Source organism: Flammeovirga pacifica, assembly GCF_000807855.2.
GTDB classification, from domain to species: Bacteria; Bacteroidota; Bacteroidia; order Cytophagales; family Flammeovirgaceae; genus Flammeovirga; species Flammeovirga pacifica.
In genome coordinates this window covers 580,462-597,809 of record NZ_JRYR02000001.1, presented here as the reverse complement: position 1 = coordinate 597,809, position 17,348 = coordinate 580,462, and the positions used below count along the sequence as shown (strand labels likewise).

Here is a 17,348-nt window from a genome sequence, read left to right as displayed (position 1 = left end):
TTTTTGATTATTTACTTAATGATCAAATTATGATCTTCTCCCACTTTAGTGGCAATATCATATCCTGCATCATGATGACGGAAAATACCCATTGCTGGATCGTTATGAAGAACTCTTTTGATACAGTTCTCTGCTCTCTCCGTTCCATCTGCTAATACTACCATACCAGCATGTTGAGAATAACCAATACCTACACCTCCACCATGGTGGAATGAGATCCAAGTTGCTCCACCTGTAGCATTAGACATTAAATTCAATAACGGCCAATCAGAAACTGCATCAGATCCGTCTTTCATTGCTTCTGTCTCTCTATTTGGTGAAGCTACAGAACCACAATCTAGGTGATCTCTACCAATCACGATAGGCGCTTTTAGCTTACCTTCTTTCACTAGGTTGTTGAAAATAACTCCTGCTTTTTCTCTTTCCCCCATACCTAACCAGCAAATTCTTGAAGGAAGTCCTTGGAAAGCTACTTTTTCATCTGCCTCTTCTAACCATTTAATCAAATGAGTATTTTCAGGAAAAGCTTCTTTTAATGCTTGATCAGTTACTTTAATATCTTGTGGATCACCCGATAAAGCTGCCCAACGGAAAGGGCCTTTTCCTTCACAGAATAAAGGTCTAATATAAGCTGGAGTAAAACCAGGGAAATTGTACGCATTTTCACAACCACCTTGTTTGGCAAATTCTCTAAGATTATTACCGTAATCGAATGTAATTGCACCTTTCTCTTCTAAATCTAGCATGAATTGTACATGTCTAGCCATAGATTTCAAAGATTTTTCTTTATATAATTCAGGGTTATTCTCACGAAGATCTGCCGCCTCATCAAGAGATAAACCATTTGGAATATAACCATATACAGGATCATGTGCTGATGTTTGATCAGTAAGAACGTCTGGAGTAATTCCATCTTTAATTAAACGTTCTAGTACATCACCTATATCACCAACCAAACCTACAGATAAAGCCTCTCCTTTTTCTTTTGCTTCCGTTACCCATTCAATCGCTTCTTCATAAGAATGAGTCATTTTATCTATATATTTTGTATCGATACGTTTTTGAATACGAGCTGGATCGATATCAACTCCGAGCATTGCTGCACCACACATTGTTGCTGCAAGAGGTTGAGCTCCACCCATACCGCCCATACCACCTGTAACAAGTAGACGACCTTTTAGATCTCCTCCAAAATGTTGGCGAGCACATGAAGCAAACGTTTCGTAAGTTCCTTGTAAAATACCTTGAGTTCCGATGTAAATCCATGACCCTGCCGTCATTTGTCCATACATCATTAAACCTCTTTCTTTTAATTCTTGAAAGTGCTCCCAAGAAGCCCAAGCAGGTACTAAGTTAGAGTTAGCAATTAATACTCTTGGAGCTTCAGCATGAGTTCTAACCACGCCAACAGGTTTCCCAGATTGTACTAATAAAGAATGTTCATTATCAAGTTCTAATAATATTTTGATAATTTTCTCTAGTGATTCTCTGTTTCTAGCTGCTTGCCCTGTACCTCCATAAACCACTAAATTATTTGGATCTTCTGCTACTTCATCCGTAAGGTTATTTAAAAACATACGTAGAGGAGCTTCTGTTTGCCATGATTTGGCATTCAATTCAGATCCTGTGGGTGGAATGTAGTGTGGATGTTTAGCATATTTTTCTAAAAATGCTTCAAATTTCTTTTGTGCTGATTGTGACGCTTCCATGTTTATATGTATTTATCTATGTGTTTTAAAATTTAATTTTCAATTATGGATAAATGAATTTAAGAAGATTAATAGTTAAATTCTTCTTTAAATTCTCCATTCAAATTGATCTTGTGGTCTTTTGCTACTTTATTCGCAATCTCTACTAAAGCACCACTTTTTACGATACTGTGCATTGCAGCTATATCATAAGCTAAAACTCTATCCTGATCCGCATGAGACACTCTTTCTCTTACAAATGAATGTGTAGCTTCTATAATTGGAGATGATTTTAAAGGACGACGGAAATCTAGAGCTTGTGCCGCATAAAGTAATTCTACTGCCAAAATCTGCTCTAAGTTTTCTATTATTTTTAAGGTCTTTCTTCCTGAAATTGATCCCATTGAAACGTGATCTTCCTGCCCTAAAGAAGTAGGCACACTATCTGCTGAAGCAGGGAAACAAAGCGTTTTATTCTCTGTAACTAATGCTGCTGATGTATATTGAGGGATCATAAAACCAGAATTAAGACCTACATCTTTCATCAATAGCTTAGGCAAACCAAACCTCCCTTCTATCATCATATAACATCTCCTATCGGCAATATTACCCAATTCAGAAGCGGCTACACCTGCATAATCCAAAGGAATAGCTAATGGTTGACCATGAAAATTACCACCTGATATAGCATTATCCGCATCTAAAATAATTGGATTATCAGTTACAGAGTTCAATTCAACTTCTACTATTTCCTTGAGATGTAACCATGCATTTCTAGAAGCTCCATGTACCTGAGGCATACATCTTAATGAATAAGGATCTTGTACACGATCACAATCTAAATGAGATGTCAAAATCTCAGAACCCGCTAACATTTCTCTTAATCGAGAGGCTACCAATTGTGTTCCTTTATAAGCTCTAATCGCATGTAATTCTGGCTCAAAAGGTCTTGAAGATCCCATTAAACCTTCTAAAGACATGGCTCCAATAACATCAGCAGTATCAAGCGCATTCGCTAATTTCTCGATTACTTTTACCGCATGTGAAAGGATAAATTGAGTACCATTGATTAATGCTAAGCCCTCTTTTGGTCCTAGAGTAAGTGATTGAACACCTAATCTCTTTAAAGCATCCAAAGCTAATGCCTTCGATCCATCTTCTTGATATACTTCCCCTAAACCAATTAATGGTAAAAATAAATGAGATAATGGTGCTAAATCTCCAGATGCTCCTACAGAACCTTTTTCAGGTACAGTAGGAATAATATCTTTATCGATATGCCATATTATTCTTTCCAAAGTGGTTAATGCTATACCAGAAAAGCCTTGTGCTAAAGCATGGGCTTTAGTAATTAACATTAACTTAGAAACCTCTTTGGGAATAACTTCGCCAACACCAACACTATGAGATTGAAGTATTTTATGTTGTAATGTTGAAGTATCTTCTTCAGAAATTGTTGTAGTACACAATGGACCAAACCCTGTGTTTACACCATAAACCACATCACCTTTGGCTACAATTTCTTGTACATAAGCTTGTGACTTTAAAACTGACTCTTTTGCTTTTGTATTTAATACACCCTGAATATTACCTCTTGCAATATCCAAAGCAATATTTACCGTCAGACGATCAATACCGTAATTAAATTTTTTCATGATAGTGTTTATATGCTTAGTATGTAGTATTTCTCTGTTAGGATAAATGTCTCCTATAAATCAGGATGAATTAGAGTTCTATTTTTTTTAAAACTCGATCAGATAACTTTTCTTCCTTTAAATAATTTTCTAAATCTGAAAGCTCTTTCAACAATTGGCTATCGCCTTTATTTGTCATTTCAATCATGGTGTCTTGCAGTGCTTTCCAAATTGGCTTAGATTGACTTAGTAATGCTTCTCCTTTTTCTGTAAGTTGAATAATTCTTCTTCTCCCGTCCGTTTCACAGCGATTCATTTCTAAAAGTTCTTTCTTAATAAGTGCCGTTGCAAGTTGAGATACTGCTGAATGACTTACATTTAATTGATTAGAAATTTCCCTTAATGAAAGAGTCTTATTTTGATCTAGTAAGAAAAAAAATGGAAACCACGACGGATCAAAGTCAATATTTCTTTGTTGGTATACTTTACCAACTTCGAGTAAAAATTTATCACTAATTCTTTTCAAGCGACTACCTAATACTAAACTTCCTGCAGATTGATAATAATCCATAACTTATGTGTTGATGATAGAACAAAAATATATAAGTACTTATACATTTACAACATTTTGATGATATTTTATATAAGCGCTTATATAATTATAGTATTAATATTTACTCAAATAGTGATAATGATACAGGAGCTACTCGATCTTACTACAAAATTATTGATCGGATTACTTTATTTAGCGAAAAAAAATTCATTTATTGTAATAAATGTAAATTATGGAAATTGCTATCACAGAAGGTATAAAAGTAATAGTCGATAATTATTACTTGCCTGAGTATTCTGTGCCTGATAAAAGGCATTATGTTTTTGGTTATAAAATCAAAATCGTTAATCTAAGTGCTAATACAGTAAAACTTTTAAGACGAAACTGGATCATCACTGATATTGCAGGTGATAAAAGAGAAGTCGTAAATGGTGAAGGTGTCATTGGAAAAACACCAACAATAACACCTGGAAACAGTTTTGAATATGTTTCAGGCTGTCACTTTATTTCCCCCGTTGGTAAAATGAGTGGAAGCTATGTAATGGAAAAAATTAATGAAAACAGTATTTTCGAAGTAGAAATCCCAGAATTTACTTTACAACCAAAATTTTCAATAAATTAAAATAGCCTACATCTTTACCCCTTTCTTTAAAAAATGTAGTAAATTGAGTATAAACCTACTGTATACTCAATTCTCATTATGACTACTTCAAATAATAAAAATACTATCACATTATCCTTAAAAAACCCTGCTTTAGAAAAGCTAATTTTAGATAATCTACTTCATTTTGCGATCATCGATGGTATTGGAACTTTATTGGATTATAATTTACATTTCGATATCAAAAAAAATAAAAATAGTATTCACTCATTTTTTGATTTCAGTAAGGAAAGTAACAAAACACCCAATGCTTTATTAAAGAATAAAGAGGACTGGGTGGGACAAATCACTTGTAAGATCACTCATAAGAAACACGCTGTATTAATTACTAAAATTGACAATATCTTTGTTTGGATTTCTTTCCCAACCAAAAGTAAAAAAGAAATAAATTACCATAAAGAAATCTTAGCTTTACGTTCTCAAATCATTAAACATTCTATAAAAGAAAAAAAACTACTGGCCCTAATCCAAGCTAAATCACTACCTAGTGAGTTGATTAATGACACTTCTCTTCTTTCTGATTTACCTTTAGAACAGGATTTTTCCAATCAAGACACTCAAGCAATTTATGACAATGAAGAAAGACAAAGGTTGTCTATTGAAGCTTCTAGAGAGGGTTTATGGGATTGGAATCATTTAACTCGTAAAGTCTTTTATTCTATTGATTTCTTCAAAATGATGGGTTATGATCAGCCTGCTGAAGAAAAAGACATTACTACTCTTCTCTCCATGATTCATCAAAAAGATAGGATTACTGTAATGAAAGCCTTACAAAGGGATATTCTTATCAAAGATGGATTTCAGATCACTTTCAGAATGCTTCATAAAAATGGTGATACTATTTGGACTCTATTAAAAACAGCCGTTCAAAAAGATATTAACGGAAAAGTAACAAGGGTAATCGGTAAACATGCAGATATTACAGATTTCAAAATTCAATCAGAAAGTTTACAAAAAGCTGTAATAGAAACAGAAGATAAAGAAAGAGAACGATTCGCAGAAGAGATTCATGATGGTTTGGGTCAAACTTTAACTGCCTCCTTATATCTTTTAGATGAGTTCATTAAAAATTCTAAAACCATCAATAATCAAGAAAATGAACAATTATGTAGTATAAGGGAAAAAGTTAGAGAGGCCATCAAAGAAGGTCGGAATATAGCACATAACATTATGCCCACTTCCATTGAGGAAAGGGGATTTAGTGGTTCGGTTGATAAAATGGTCAATTATTACAAGGATATAAGTGATAAAAGTTTGCACTTTTTCCACAAGTACGATGAAAATGCTTTATCTGTATCAAAACAACTATTATTATTAAGAGTAGTTCAAGAAGCAGTTACTAATGCCTTTAAACATGGACAGGCCAAAACCATTAATATCTCAATGATTCAGGATATTGATTTATTACAGTTAACGATTGAGGATAATGGAAAAGGGTTTGATGTAGATGAAGCATTATCAAAAAGTAATGCTAAAGGCTTAGGACTTGTCAGTATGAAAAATAGAGTAAACTCTATTGGTGGCTCTATTTTATGGGAGTCCTCTCCCACTTTCGGTACATGTATTATTGTAGAGATCCCCATCTTTACAAGCTAACTATTTATTTGACGATGGAAAAACATAGAGTATTATTAGTAGACGACCATAGTGTCATTCGACATGGCATTAGATCTTATTTTAAAAACCTTGATGATTTTAATGTAATTGCAGAAGCAGATTGTGGTGAAAGAGCTTTCAATGCATTAAATGCCATGGATGTTGATTTAATATTTATGGATATAAGTATGAAGGGTATGGACGGTATCTCTGCTACAAAAAAAATAAAAGAGCTATTTCCTCATATAAAAGTGATTGCTTTAAGTATGATGATGGATAGCAGTTATATTAGAAATATGATAGATGCTGGTGCTGATGGCTATTTATTCAAGGATTGCAAAGAAGAAGAAATACTAAAAGCTGCTAGAGCCGTGATGGATGGAGACAGCTATTATTGTTCCTCTGCAACCAAGAATATTATCAAAAGTTACAAAGATCATCAATCAAATGAAGCTAGTATCAATGATCCACACTTCATTTTAACACCAAGAGAAAAAGAAGTTTTAAGATTAATAATAGATCAACAATCCAATAAAGAGATTTCAGAAAAATTATTTATTTCCCTCAGAACTGTCGATGCACATAAACGTAATCTGTTAGAAAAGACTGGTCAGCGTAATGTAGCAGGATTAGTAATGTATGCCATCAAGCACAAATTATTTGATGATATTAATGTGTAAACTGTTGATTGATTACATAAATAGGTATTTCACCCATATGAAATAGGCATAATACTCATTTACAATCATTTACTTATCTCTAAATTTGTAATATCAGTAAAGGAAATAGTTTTCCTGTTAAACCTAGATTACAAGTACAGTAAGATAAAGTTAAAAGATAGATAGCACAATAGTTCAACAGTTACAGAATGAGGGAAAAGTCTAAGCTAATGGCGTAGACTTTTTTTTTGAGCAAAAAAAACCACATTTACTTAAAAATAAATGTGGTTTTCAATATTTCTAACAAGAATGTACTATTCAGCAGACTCTTGTGGTTTGTAACCAATTAAAGCATAATAGATTAAGTATGCTTCACAAAGAACTACAATAAACCAAGTTTCTTGCCATGATCCTAAAGCATCTGCACTAACACCTTGTACCCAAGGAAGAATAGCACCACCAGCAACACCAATCATTAGTGCTCCTGAACCTTTTGCTGTATATGGACCTAACTTATCGATAGCTAAAGCAAAAATGGCTCCCCACATAATAGAGTGCATTAAACCAATTCCTACTAATAACCATAATTGTTCAGTTGCCATACCTGCAATAGTAAGTACTAAAGCAACCACTGAAGTTACCAATAATTGAGTTTGACCTGGAACTTTTGCTAAAACTGAACCGAATAAACGACCCACTAACATTGATCCCCAGTATAACATTGCCATTAAAGCATATGTTTCTTTCTCAATACCAATTTGTTTTGCGTGAAGTACAATATTTGAACCTACTGCTACCTCAGCACCAACGTAAACAAAAATGGCAACAACACCTAGTGTTAAGTGTTTGAAGCTCCACACAGATTTAGTTAAATCTGTTGTTACATTAGACTCTTCTTCATCGTCTGATGCCATTGGGTTAGGTAATTCTAACTTACCTAGTACTACAGCTACTGATCCTACTACAACCATCAAAATTGCAAGAGGCAATAAAATTTGAGCAACTTTTGGGGCCATACCACCAAAAATGATACTTGCTACAAAGATTGGTGCTATTGTAGTACCAATAGAGTTAGCAGCACCAGCAATACTTAAACGTGTAACAGATGACGTTCCTGGAACTTGACATACTGCTAAAAACGGGTTAATTACTGTTTGTAATACCGCTAAAGCACAACCCAAAGCATATGATCCTAAAATAAAGATAAAGAATGCTTGAGGTACATGGCTTCCTCCTGTAACTTCAATACTAGGAAGATGTGCAAATTTAGCAGATAATGCTTCGATACCTAAGGCAACGACTAACATAATCAAACCATAAATCAAGGTAGTTTTATGTCCTTTTTTATCTACCCAACTTGAGGCAATATTACCCATTGTTGGATACCCCATAAAAAATGCGAAAGTAATAAAAGTCGCTAGGGTGTTTTTAATTCCACCTGCTTCAGACAATAATGCTTCTTGAAGTGGTGCTTGGAATTGTTGGTTAACTACAGTTAAAAAACCAACGATAAACATAAGGCCTACCATTATAAGGAAAGGACCTGTATGGTTCTTTTGCTTTGTCGAATTTTCCAAAACGTTTTTATCTAGTGTTTCACTCATTGTTTGTATACTTTTTTAGCGATTGCTAAAACCCTGCTAATTATGATAGTTAAAAAATTTAGTAGAACGAATAAATTAAAATTTCTAAGTCACATTTAGCATAAACCGGTTGCAATATAGAAAAGAAATAATGATAGTAGTAATGACACTTATCAGTTTTGTGCAAATGAATGTTTGCCAAATACACATTTAACATATTTTCAGAGGTCGTATTTTTAACCATTTCATTATTAAAAAGACACAATGATTTTAAAATTGAAAATAAAGACGGTATGTATCAATTGAATAAGGGAATTATGTTAATAAATAAAATTTGAAGTACATTATTCTTCATTCTAAGGATTATTATTTTGCTTCTTTCAACGATTATTGCAAATTTATACTATGATCAGTGAATTATTTCTGAAAATTATCTCAGGTGCTGTAGTAGGATACACAACCAACGATTTAGCATTACGAATGCTATTTGAAAAAGTATTAGGCATACCTAGTATTGTTGAACAAACAAAAGATACTTTTATAAAAAATATTTCTCAGCTGGTAGAATCAGAAATTATCCGTCATGATAATATCAGTGAAGAAGTAAAAAAAGAAAAATTTAGAGAAGCATTTTTAATTATGCTAACTGAATTTATCGAAAATCAATTACGAACAGAATTTGCTAAAGACGAAAAACTTAGTGATATACCCGGAATTGATGAATCAATTGAACGTTTGATTTTAATCATCGAAGATAAGCTAGATGATATTATTCGAAAAACACTTAACGGCACACTTTCAGAATTAAGAATAGCTGATTTCACTTCTCAACAGCAAGTAAGTGTCATTAGTGAGTCTATATATGATTTATCTGTTGAAACACTAAAAGATGAGCACTTTCTAGAAATTCTATCCAATGATATTTGGCATGAATTCAAAAGAGAAAAAGTATCGGATGTCTTCTCTCCTATTATTTTTGATAGTGTTAGTTCGTATACTACTCATTTTTTTGATGAGTTACATGAGACCTTAAAAGATGGAGAGTTACCTATTGATGCATTTATTCATCGCTTTTTAGAAAACATAGAAGCCTCGAAATTAATATTTCAGTTAAGCGAAAGTATTTCTAAAAAGAAGATTTCGGAGATTTTAGGTAGTGGTGATCATCAAAAGATTGCTAACGAAGTACATCAAGTGCTTTCTAAAGAGCTAAGTAATACAAGTGAAAATGCTCCGTTTAGAAGATTGATTTATATTTTTATTGATGTTCTAAAACAGGAAGAAACAAGTATTTTTCAAATCTTACCTCCTGCAATAGGTGATAACTTCGAAAAATTCATTCGTAAAAATATTCCTATTCTTCTAGACGCTGTTATTGAATGGATTCAAGAGAATAGAATTGAAATTAATGCTCTTGTCAACCAATCTTTTGAAGAAAATTCATCAACCATAGGTAAATGGCTTGTCAATATTTTATATAGTTCTGTCTCTGAACAATTCGGGGTAGTAGATAAAATAATAGAAATTGCCAATAACCAGAAAACAGATGAAAAAACTCAAGAACTAGCACAAGAAGCTACCGACTTTATCATTAACTATCTAAAAGAACATAGTTTAGGTAGTCTTCTTCAAAAATTTAATCAAGATAAATTAACTGAGGTTTTACATCAGTTAGTGATTTCTTTAGTGGATGAAAAACTTTTAGGAAAAGGAGCAGACTCTATGTCTGTGGTTTTAGAAAGAAAAGTAGGTCAACTATGGCCAGCTGAACGTCAAAAAAATGACCTCCTACAGCTGACTCATTATCTAATTGATGAAAAATTAGTAAGAGATTTTTTATATCAAAGAAAATCAACTGATAAAGGAAAAGAAATAGTAGTTGAAAGAATCAACAGAATCAAGAATCAACCACTATACTCTATATTCAATGATCAAACCATTGAGAAATTTGGAAAAAAAGTCCAATTATATTCCTATAAAACGCTTCACGACGAAAAGAAAACTCTTCTTCCTAATTTAGAGAAATCTATTTGGAAGGAGATCAAAAATAAACACTTTGCAAACTATTTTGGTCCTTCATCCATTCAAAAGATAACGCCAAAATTAAAAAAGTTAGCTTCAAAATTAATTAGAAAAATTAGTGATGATACCAAGCAAAGGCCGATCCACGATCTAATTGGTGTGGTAGAAAAAATATCATCATTACCTCTTAAACTCACTAATGCTATCATTGGGTATATCGATAGAAATATAAATCGATTGATGCAAGGGCAAGTGAGTAGGATTGTAGAACAAAATCTACATAATAAGCATCAGCAATTACCTGAAATGGTGAAAGGTTTTATGGGCAACAACATGAAGCCAATTACTTATTTTGGTGCTATTTTGGGAGCAATTGCAGGAGGAATAACATCTTTTATACATTTTGGCGATAGTACCACTGCCCTACTTATTACTATTGCTTGTGTTTATGGTGTAACCGGATTAGGAACCAATTGGATTGCTATTAAAATGATATTTAGACCTTATAGACCTAAATATTTATTTGGCTTAAAATTACCTTTTACTCCTAGTGTTATCTCAAGTAATCAATCCAATTTCGCACAAAACATGGGCGATTTCGTTGGACAACAACTACTTAATGAGGAATCAATTGGCTCTGACATTGAAGATAAACTTGGATCTTTAAAATCTACAATTTTCAACACTTTTGTAGAAAGCGATTATAAAACTATCGATACGTTACTCGATACTGAGAAGAAGAACATCAGTAAAAAAGTAAGTAAGGTAATTGCAAATGATTTATTCACACATAGATATGATTATGCATCAAAAAGCATTAAAGCATTGGAAAGTGAGTTAGATCAACTCACTGATATTGATGCTCAAACCCTTGAAAATACTTTTGCTAATCTTTCTCAAAAAGAAATTGTTTATACAACACTCTCGGCATATTTCACAAAAAGAGTCATTTTATTATTGCAAGATGATCTAATGCTTGAAGATGCACTACCTGAAAAATTTGTAGAGCAAATATTTGAAGGAGTAAGAGAAATACTGAAGAGACAAATTACCAAAACTAATAATTGGATTCAGGATGACACTTTATTTGATGAATTAAAGATGATCTTTAGAGATAAATTAATTCAATATCGATCAAAAACATTAAATGAAGTTCCCCTTTTTCATGACAATAAAAATAAGATAAAAGAAAAAGTATGGGGTTTCATCGATGAATCGATGAATGATTCTAATTTCCAAGACAAGATATTTAAGGTAATTGAACGTCAGATATTAAAATATTCTGAAAAAGATTTACCTATCAGAGATTTATTTGGCGGAAGACCTTATCAGCTACTTCAAGAACAGAGTATTGGGATGATCGAGCAATTAATGCATATGATCATCAAAAGAATGAATCAGAGTGATGAAGAATTTGCTCAGAGAATTTATGAAACGGCTAAATCCAAAAACCGTTTATCTGTACTTTATGAGGGTATTATCAAAAAAACAACCAAAGACCTGGTCAACAACAAAGTACCTGATTTATTGTTGAGGGGGTTACCAGAAATCACTCAGAAAATTCAGCATAAAATTTCCATTATCGCTAAAGAAACAAAGGTAAAAGAATTGGAAATAAGTATACAAAATGATGTTTTAAGAGACACTGTAAAAAGTCTATTAACAAATCAAAGACTCACAAAATCTATTCAATTTGTTCTAAATCGGATTGTTGATGAAGTCTTCAATACTAAAATTGAAGATATATTAAACGTAGGAGACGTCACAGAAGGAGAGTTATACGATTCTCTAAGTCGAAACTTAGCTCCTGAAATAGAAATTATTCGATCACATATCGACATTCAGTTAAATGACAAGCAAAAATCTGCCTTAATTGTAAATGATCTGCTTGTAATGATTATTGACATTTTCAATAAAATCATACTCTCTAAGAAGGTAAAAGATATATTTGAGGGTGTAGACGATAAAGAATTAGAAAAAGGTATACAGAATACTTTTTCTATATTATTAGGATCGAGGTCATTCCAAAAGTTGATCAAACACCTTGCTTCTTCTCTATCAAAAGAGATTGGAAACAAAGGATTACACCATTTATTTGATAAGCAACAAATGCTACATGATTTAGAAAGAGGAATATATCGCTCTATTGAAAATCATAAAGTTCAAGAACAAATTAGAGATATCAGCGGAGGATTATCACATATCATCTTAGATAACTTCAATCATTCTTTAAAAAGAGAAACAAAAGATTATTTACTCGATAAGATGCTTGAAGGGTTAATGAAGTCAGCCATCCCTCATTCAAGTAAATTAATTCGAAAAATTGATTTTAAAGGAATTGTTGTCAATGAAATTAATATGATGGATCCTCAAAAAATTGAAGAGCTCTTTTACGGCTTTGCTGGGGTCTATTTTAATCGCTTAATTATTTATGGATTTTTTCTAGGATTACCGATTGGAGCTATGTTAGATTTTGGGCTAATTCAATTGGTAAATTTTCTATTAAGTGACTAACTTAGAATAGAAAAGTGATTACCTTATCTACAATTGTTCTCTTTAATTCTCTCTATATGAAAAAAATACTATTATGCCTGACGATCGTATTACTTTATTTTTCAATACCTCTATTCAGTCAAAATAACTCCAAAGAATTAATGTTTTCTTATGATTCATCTATTACAATGATGAGGAAGAACATTATTCGATATAATCTAACACCTCAATTATTATGGGGTAGTAATAATTTTGTTTTAGGATATGAGCGAAGAATAAGTGATTTCGAATCTGTCTCTCTTAATGTTGGATTATTAACCTTTCCCAAATTAGGTGATTTGGCTATTGCTGACTCTCTTGTAGCTCGCGACCATAATAATTCAGGATTCTCTATTGCGGCCGATTATAGACGCTATTTCAAAAAAAGAAATAGAGGATTTGCCCCTGATGGGTTGTATTGGGGACCTTATGTTGCTTATTACCGCTATAACTTTAAAAACAGTTTAAATTTCATTGATTCTTTAGGTGCTCCAGTTACTAGCTCCTATGCTGAATTCAACGGCTCAGTCAACATCATAAATATAGGTGTAGAATTAGGCTATCAATTTATTATTAAAAAGAGAATTGCGGTTGATTTAATCATGATTGGCCCTGGTTATGGATTTTATGGAGGAAAACTAAAAATAGATTCCAATGTAGAAATTGATGATGAAGACGAAGTACTATCCAAAATAAGAGACAGCCTTGTTGCTAAATTTCCGGTTTTAGATGGAGCTTTAGAAGGCAAAGAGATATCGACCAATGGAGATTTTGGTACCTGGTCTGGTGGTCTCCGGTTTGTGATTCAGGTTGGGTATGCGTTTTAAAAAATGTAACAAAACACAATTTATATAAAAAGCTTTTGGGTCATATAAAACCCAAAAGCTTTTTTTAATCAATGATTTTAAAAATATTTAGTTCGTCTTAGAAAAATCTTTCACAAATTTCTTGTGGCACTTGAACTTCTCCACTTACAGAAGTAGACGTAAAGCTCATAGGGTATTCATATCTTCTTCCTTTATAATACATTCTAAATGTATACGATTTATTTAATTCAATATTTCTTATGGTTATTCTACCTCTATAAACGTAACCTACATATCTATAATATCCATAATCATCATCGTACATATAAAGATACTGTGATCTTCTTACTTCCCTTTCTCCGCAAAAACCTTTATAATTCACAGTTACATTAACCTTTTCAGGAAACTTACTAATTATTGAATTTACATCAACATTTACAAAAGCATTTGAACAGCTAGTAAAAGAAGGTGATCTATAGATAATCTCACCTGGTCGGTACCTACTTAACCCTGAGTATATTACTAATTCTAAAGGTCTTCCCAATGGAGCATTTAATAAATTCAAATTCTTTCCATCGTAAATATTATGTTGCTTTGTAGCTGAATATGATATAGGTTGATTTGTGCCTGCCCAAACAAATGACATCAATACTCTTCTAGAATTACTTTGAGTAATGTTATTAGCACTAAAGGAAATTGTTGTCGGTTGATAAGAGGGGTTTTGTGTCCAAGTATATGGCCACCACCATCTTCCTCGCTGAGGAGTATAAACTCTAATATACTTACTACAACGACGTCCATAATAATCCAAATTATACCAACTTAAATGATCAGTAGTATAATTCACTTCTAATGATCCATTAGAACTGCTCACTGTTTCTGTACTATGATACTCCCAAGTACCATCATCTCTACTATAAGACCAAATAGGAACCTCATCCCCCACTTTTATATTTTCTTCAGTATCGGGATTCAAAACATCCTGATTAATTTGTGTAGTAATTTGGATGGGTTGAGAAAACTCTTTTATTTCTGTCCCATCAATATACATATCTATTGAAGCAAAACCTGCCGTAATAAAACTTATATCTCCTTCCATTTCTCCATTTTCATTTAAAACACCTACAGGAGAAAATCCACCTGGAAAAGACGACAAAGCTGATTGGGAAGAAGCATCAAAATTAACTAAAGTGGCAGACAGGTTAGTTCCCGTGATAGGATTACCATCAGCATCCATAAATGTTGTTCCTGCAGGAATGATTACTTTAGAAGATACTCCTCCTTCAGATGAAGGGTTAGTGATCACTTCTAAGTTGCTTGTTAAAGTATTTCCTGTGAGTGGTGCTGTTATTTTCTCTACATTCACACCTTCAGGAGCATTATTGAGATTGACTAAATTAGCCGTAATTAATACTGTTGTGTCTTCTGCATAAATAGTAAGAGGCAAAGTTGTTGTCAAATAATTCTCACCAGTTACTTTTATAACTACACTGATTGGTTCTTCTTGTGACAAACCAGGTCGTACAGCTAAAGATAATATACCATCAGTAATTAAATGATTCGGTTCTCCTCCATCATTTAATAATTTTGCGGCATCATCACCTAATATCTCAACTGATAATACATTTTCTCCTTCTAATTGATCTTGACCCGATGGATCAAAAAATTGAACTTGGGCAGTCTGTTGAAACAGATCAGGAGAAACACTTACATCAACTCCTTCTATAGGATTCTCACAACCTATAAAAATGAATGTAAATAACAGAAAAAGAGCAATTTGCTTAATCATAGTTTGGGTAATTGGGTAAATTTATAAAGCAATTATTTAATATAAAGTCAATTGCAAAATAAATTTTTAATAGTGAAATTTCATCCCCCTTTTTAGGTATTTTTTAAAAAAAAGATCACTCTGTTATTACAAAGTGATCTTTTTATTCTCAATATATCTACTGTTATCTTTGTGCAAAGTTGATATTGAATGTAGTTCTAAATTCTAGGCTATTATAATTAACATTTACTGCTTTATAATCAGCATTGTATACTTCAACATCTGGAACAATATGATAAATAGCAGCTAGACTAAACCAACCAAAATTAACACCAAATTCTGGTGCATAACCCACCGTGGTTGATTTATTAAAAGTCAATACTACAGGGTTATTGCTATCTTCGATATTCATTTTACCAGGTGTTACACTGTAAGAACCAACTCCAAAACCAATATATGGTCTTAATCTACTTTCACCAAAGTTGTACAATACCTTACCAGAAAAGTGTTTGAATTTTGTGGCTTCAAAATTTGATTTATCTAAACTTTCAGGAGCTAATACCGCATATGTTCCACTATATTCTGCTCCAATTGATAATTTTGGAGTAATATTAAATAATGCTAGTGCATGATAATTACCACCTAACCCGTACATATCTAAATCTGTACCTTTTTCAGAAACATTGGAGATACCTCCACCAAATCCAATTGTAAATAATTTATCTTGAGCGTAAGTTGTAATTCCCATCAAGGATAGAAATAAGATGAATATTAACTTTTTCATGATATGATTTTTGTGAGATAATAAAATTTGTTGTTAAGTATTTTTTAAAAACGAAAAAGTATCCCCGCTGAGTTGTTTAATGAATTTTAACATTTATATAAAATACCCTCACACTATCAAAATAGCACATAAATATTTGTTAAATCACAAAAAAAAGGCCTGTTACTTTTAATAAACAGGCCTTTTTTATAAATGAATGAACCACTATCTATTGCCAAAATAAATATTGTAAGAGGCTCTAAATTCTAAGTTTGTATATACAATAGGATCAGAAGAAAACTCTGTATCGACACCAGCTACAACATGATATAAAGCTGACAATTGAAACCCTTTATAAGAAGCCCCAACTTCTGGAGCAAATCCACCTGCTGACTTTGGTTCAAAATCAAATACTATCTTTTCAGGGCCAATCGGTAAGGGGTTATCTATGGAAGCAGATCCAGGATTAACATGGTAATAACCACCTCCAATACCTACATAAGGTCTAAAAGCATTATTTCCAAAGTGATACAATCCCTTTAAGGATATATTGGTTATACCTGTATTTTCTATATCAGCTAAGTTATATGGGGCATAATCAAACTTTAAACCCACATTAACTTTTTGATATTCTATTCCACCAGAAATATTAGGAGTTAGATGATAAAAAAAGTTGACAAAATAATCAAAACCAGTCCCATAAGATTTATCAGACCCACTTTTAAAATTAGTCATAGAAACTCCAGGCCCTAAACCAAAAGAAAATTTCTTATCCTGTGCATGAAGTACTGAAGAGATAAATAATAAAAATAAAATAAAGTTAAGCTTTTTCATAATTGTAATTGATATTCAACACATCAATAGAAAAAACTGAACCAAATAAATACTACAATGAAAATATATTTAGATAAAAAAAACCGATAACAAATAAATGCTATCGGTTTAATCAGATCACTGTGATCCGACCAGGACTCGAACCTGGAACCTACTGCTTAGAAGGCAGTTGCTCTATCCAGTTGAGCTATCGGACCATCCTTTAAGGTTCTTCGTGTCGGGATGGCAGGATTCGAACCCCCCCTGGTC

General features: G+C 32.6%; 12 protein-coding genes and 1 tRNA gene. 5 read left to right on the top strand and 8 right to left on the bottom strand.

Going from position 1 to position 17,348, the window contains the following annotated elements:
• Positions 1–11 precede the first annotated feature (11 nt).
• The 3 genes from hutU to NH26_RS02390 form a co-directional block, all read right to left on the bottom strand.
• Positions 12–1,709 carry a urocanate hydratase gene (gene hutU, locus NH26_RS02400; protein WP_044223811.1) on the bottom strand — a complete coding sequence of 566 codons (1,698 nt, stop codon included), beginning with the start codon at positions 1,707–1,709 and terminating at the stop codon, positions 12–14.
• A 68-nt stretch (positions 1,710–1,777) separates the two neighbouring features.
• A complete protein-coding gene (gene hutH, locus NH26_RS02395; RefSeq protein WP_044223810.1) occupies positions 1,778–3,343 on the bottom strand; it encodes a histidine ammonia-lyase in 1,566 nt (521 codons plus the stop codon).
• Positions 3,344–3,413: 70 nt separating this feature from the next.
• A complete protein-coding gene (locus NH26_RS02390) occupies positions 3,414–3,893 on the bottom strand; it encodes a MarR family winged helix-turn-helix transcriptional regulator (protein ID WP_044223808.1) in 480 nt (159 codons plus the stop codon).
• 214 nt (positions 3,894–4,107) lie between these two features.
• On the opposite strand from NH26_RS02390, the gene apaG reads away from it, so the two are divergent.
• The 3 genes from apaG (at position 4,108) to NH26_RS02375 (ending at position 6,812) form a co-directional block, all read left to right on the top strand.
• Entirely contained in the window at positions 4,108–4,497 is a 390-nt protein-coding gene (apaG, locus tag NH26_RS02385; RefSeq protein ID WP_044223806.1) for a Co2+/Mg2+ efflux protein ApaG, read from the top strand.
• A gap of 78 nt (positions 4,498–4,575) precedes the next feature.
• Positions 4,576–6,132, top strand: coding sequence for a sensor histidine kinase (locus NH26_RS02380; protein WP_044223804.1), 1,557 nt, complete (start codon positions 4,576–4,578; stop codon positions 6,130–6,132).
• Between the two features lie 14 nt (positions 6,133–6,146).
• Entirely contained in the window at positions 6,147–6,812 is a 666-nt protein-coding gene (locus tag NH26_RS02375) for a response regulator (RefSeq protein ID WP_044223802.1), read from the top strand.
• A gap of 293 nt (positions 6,813–7,105) precedes the next feature.
• Here the strand turns inward: NH26_RS02375 and NH26_RS02370 are convergent, their stop codons facing one another.
• Positions 7,106–8,395, bottom strand: coding sequence for an MFS transporter (locus NH26_RS02370; RefSeq protein WP_044223800.1), 1,290 nt, complete (start codon positions 8,393–8,395; stop codon positions 7,106–7,108).
• Between the two features lie 384 nt (positions 8,396–8,779).
• Between NH26_RS02370 and NH26_RS02365 the strand changes: the two genes are divergently transcribed.
• Both NH26_RS02365 and NH26_RS02360 read left to right on the top strand, forming a co-directional pair.
• On the top strand, positions 8,780–12,910 hold the full coding sequence (locus NH26_RS02365; RefSeq protein ID WP_044223798.1) for a DUF445 family protein: 4,131 nt from the start codon (positions 8,780–8,782) through the stop codon (positions 12,908–12,910).
• A gap of 56 nt (positions 12,911–12,966) precedes the next feature.
• Positions 12,967–13,755: a DUF3575 domain-containing protein gene (locus tag NH26_RS02360; protein WP_084812035.1), complete on the top strand. Its 789-nt coding sequence runs from the start codon at positions 12,967–12,969 to the stop codon at positions 13,753–13,755.
• A 97-nt stretch (positions 13,756–13,852) separates the two neighbouring features.
• Here NH26_RS02360 and NH26_RS02355 read toward each other — a convergent pair whose 3' ends face one another.
• From NH26_RS02355 to NH26_RS02340, 4 genes are all read right to left on the bottom strand, one after another.
• Complete coding sequence (locus tag NH26_RS02355; RefSeq protein WP_044223794.1) at positions 13,853–15,523, bottom strand: hypothetical protein; 1,671 nt, start codon at positions 15,521–15,523, stop codon at positions 13,853–13,855.
• A gap of 163 nt (positions 15,524–15,686) precedes the next feature.
• Complete coding sequence (locus NH26_RS02350; protein WP_139262820.1) at positions 15,687–16,286, bottom strand: outer membrane beta-barrel protein; 600 nt, start codon at positions 16,284–16,286, stop codon at positions 15,687–15,689.
• Between the two features lie 204 nt (positions 16,287–16,490).
• On the bottom strand, positions 16,491–17,099 hold the full coding sequence (locus tag NH26_RS02345; protein WP_044223791.1) for an outer membrane beta-barrel protein: 609 nt from the start codon (positions 17,097–17,099) through the stop codon (positions 16,491–16,493).
• Positions 17,100–17,222: 123 nt separating this feature from the next.
• Positions 17,223–17,296, bottom strand: a tRNA-Arg gene (locus NH26_RS02340).
• Between the last annotated feature and the right edge of the window lie 52 nt (positions 17,297–17,348).

What these genes read in the sequence shown, in the direction of transcription:
- NH26_RS02370 (WP_044223800.1), bottom strand. Translation starts at nt 8,395, where the DNA reads ATGAGTGAAACACTAGATAAAAACGTTTTGGAAAATTCGACAAAGCAA.
- apaG (WP_044223806.1), top strand. Translation starts at nt 4,108, where the DNA reads ATGGAAATTGCTATCACAGAAGGTATAAAAGTAATAGTCGATAATTAT.
- NH26_RS02375 (WP_044223802.1), top strand. Translation starts at nt 6,147, where the DNA reads ATGGAAAAACATAGAGTATTATTAGTAGACGACCATAGTGTCATTCGA.
- NH26_RS02345 (WP_044223791.1), bottom strand. Translation starts at nt 17,099, where the DNA reads ATGAAAAAGCTTAACTTTATTTTATTTTTATTATTTATCTCTTCAGTA.
- NH26_RS02360 (WP_084812035.1), top strand. Translation starts at nt 12,967, where the DNA reads ATGAAAAAAATACTATTATGCCTGACGATCGTATTACTTTATTTTTCA.
- hutH (WP_044223810.1), bottom strand. Translation starts at nt 3,343, where the DNA reads ATGAAAAAATTTAATTACGGTATTGATCGTCTGACGGTAAATATTGCT.
- NH26_RS02380 (WP_044223804.1), top strand. Translation starts at nt 4,576, where the DNA reads ATGACTACTTCAAATAATAAAAATACTATCACATTATCCTTAAAAAAC.
- NH26_RS02355 (WP_044223794.1), bottom strand. Translation starts at nt 15,523, where the DNA reads ATGATTAAGCAAATTGCTCTTTTTCTGTTATTTACATTCATTTTTATA.
- NH26_RS02350 (WP_139262820.1), bottom strand. Translation starts at nt 16,286, where the DNA reads ATGAAAAAGTTAATATTCATCTTATTTCTATCCTTGATGGGAATTACA.
- NH26_RS02390 (WP_044223808.1), bottom strand. Translation starts at nt 3,893, where the DNA reads ATGGATTATTATCAATCTGCAGGAAGTTTAGTATTAGGTAGTCGCTTG.
- NH26_RS02365 (WP_044223798.1), top strand. Translation starts at nt 8,780, where the DNA reads ATGATCAGTGAATTATTTCTGAAAATTATCTCAGGTGCTGTAGTAGGA.
- hutU (WP_044223811.1), bottom strand. Translation starts at nt 1,709, where the DNA reads ATGGAAGCGTCACAATCAGCACAAAAGAAATTTGAAGCATTTTTAGAA.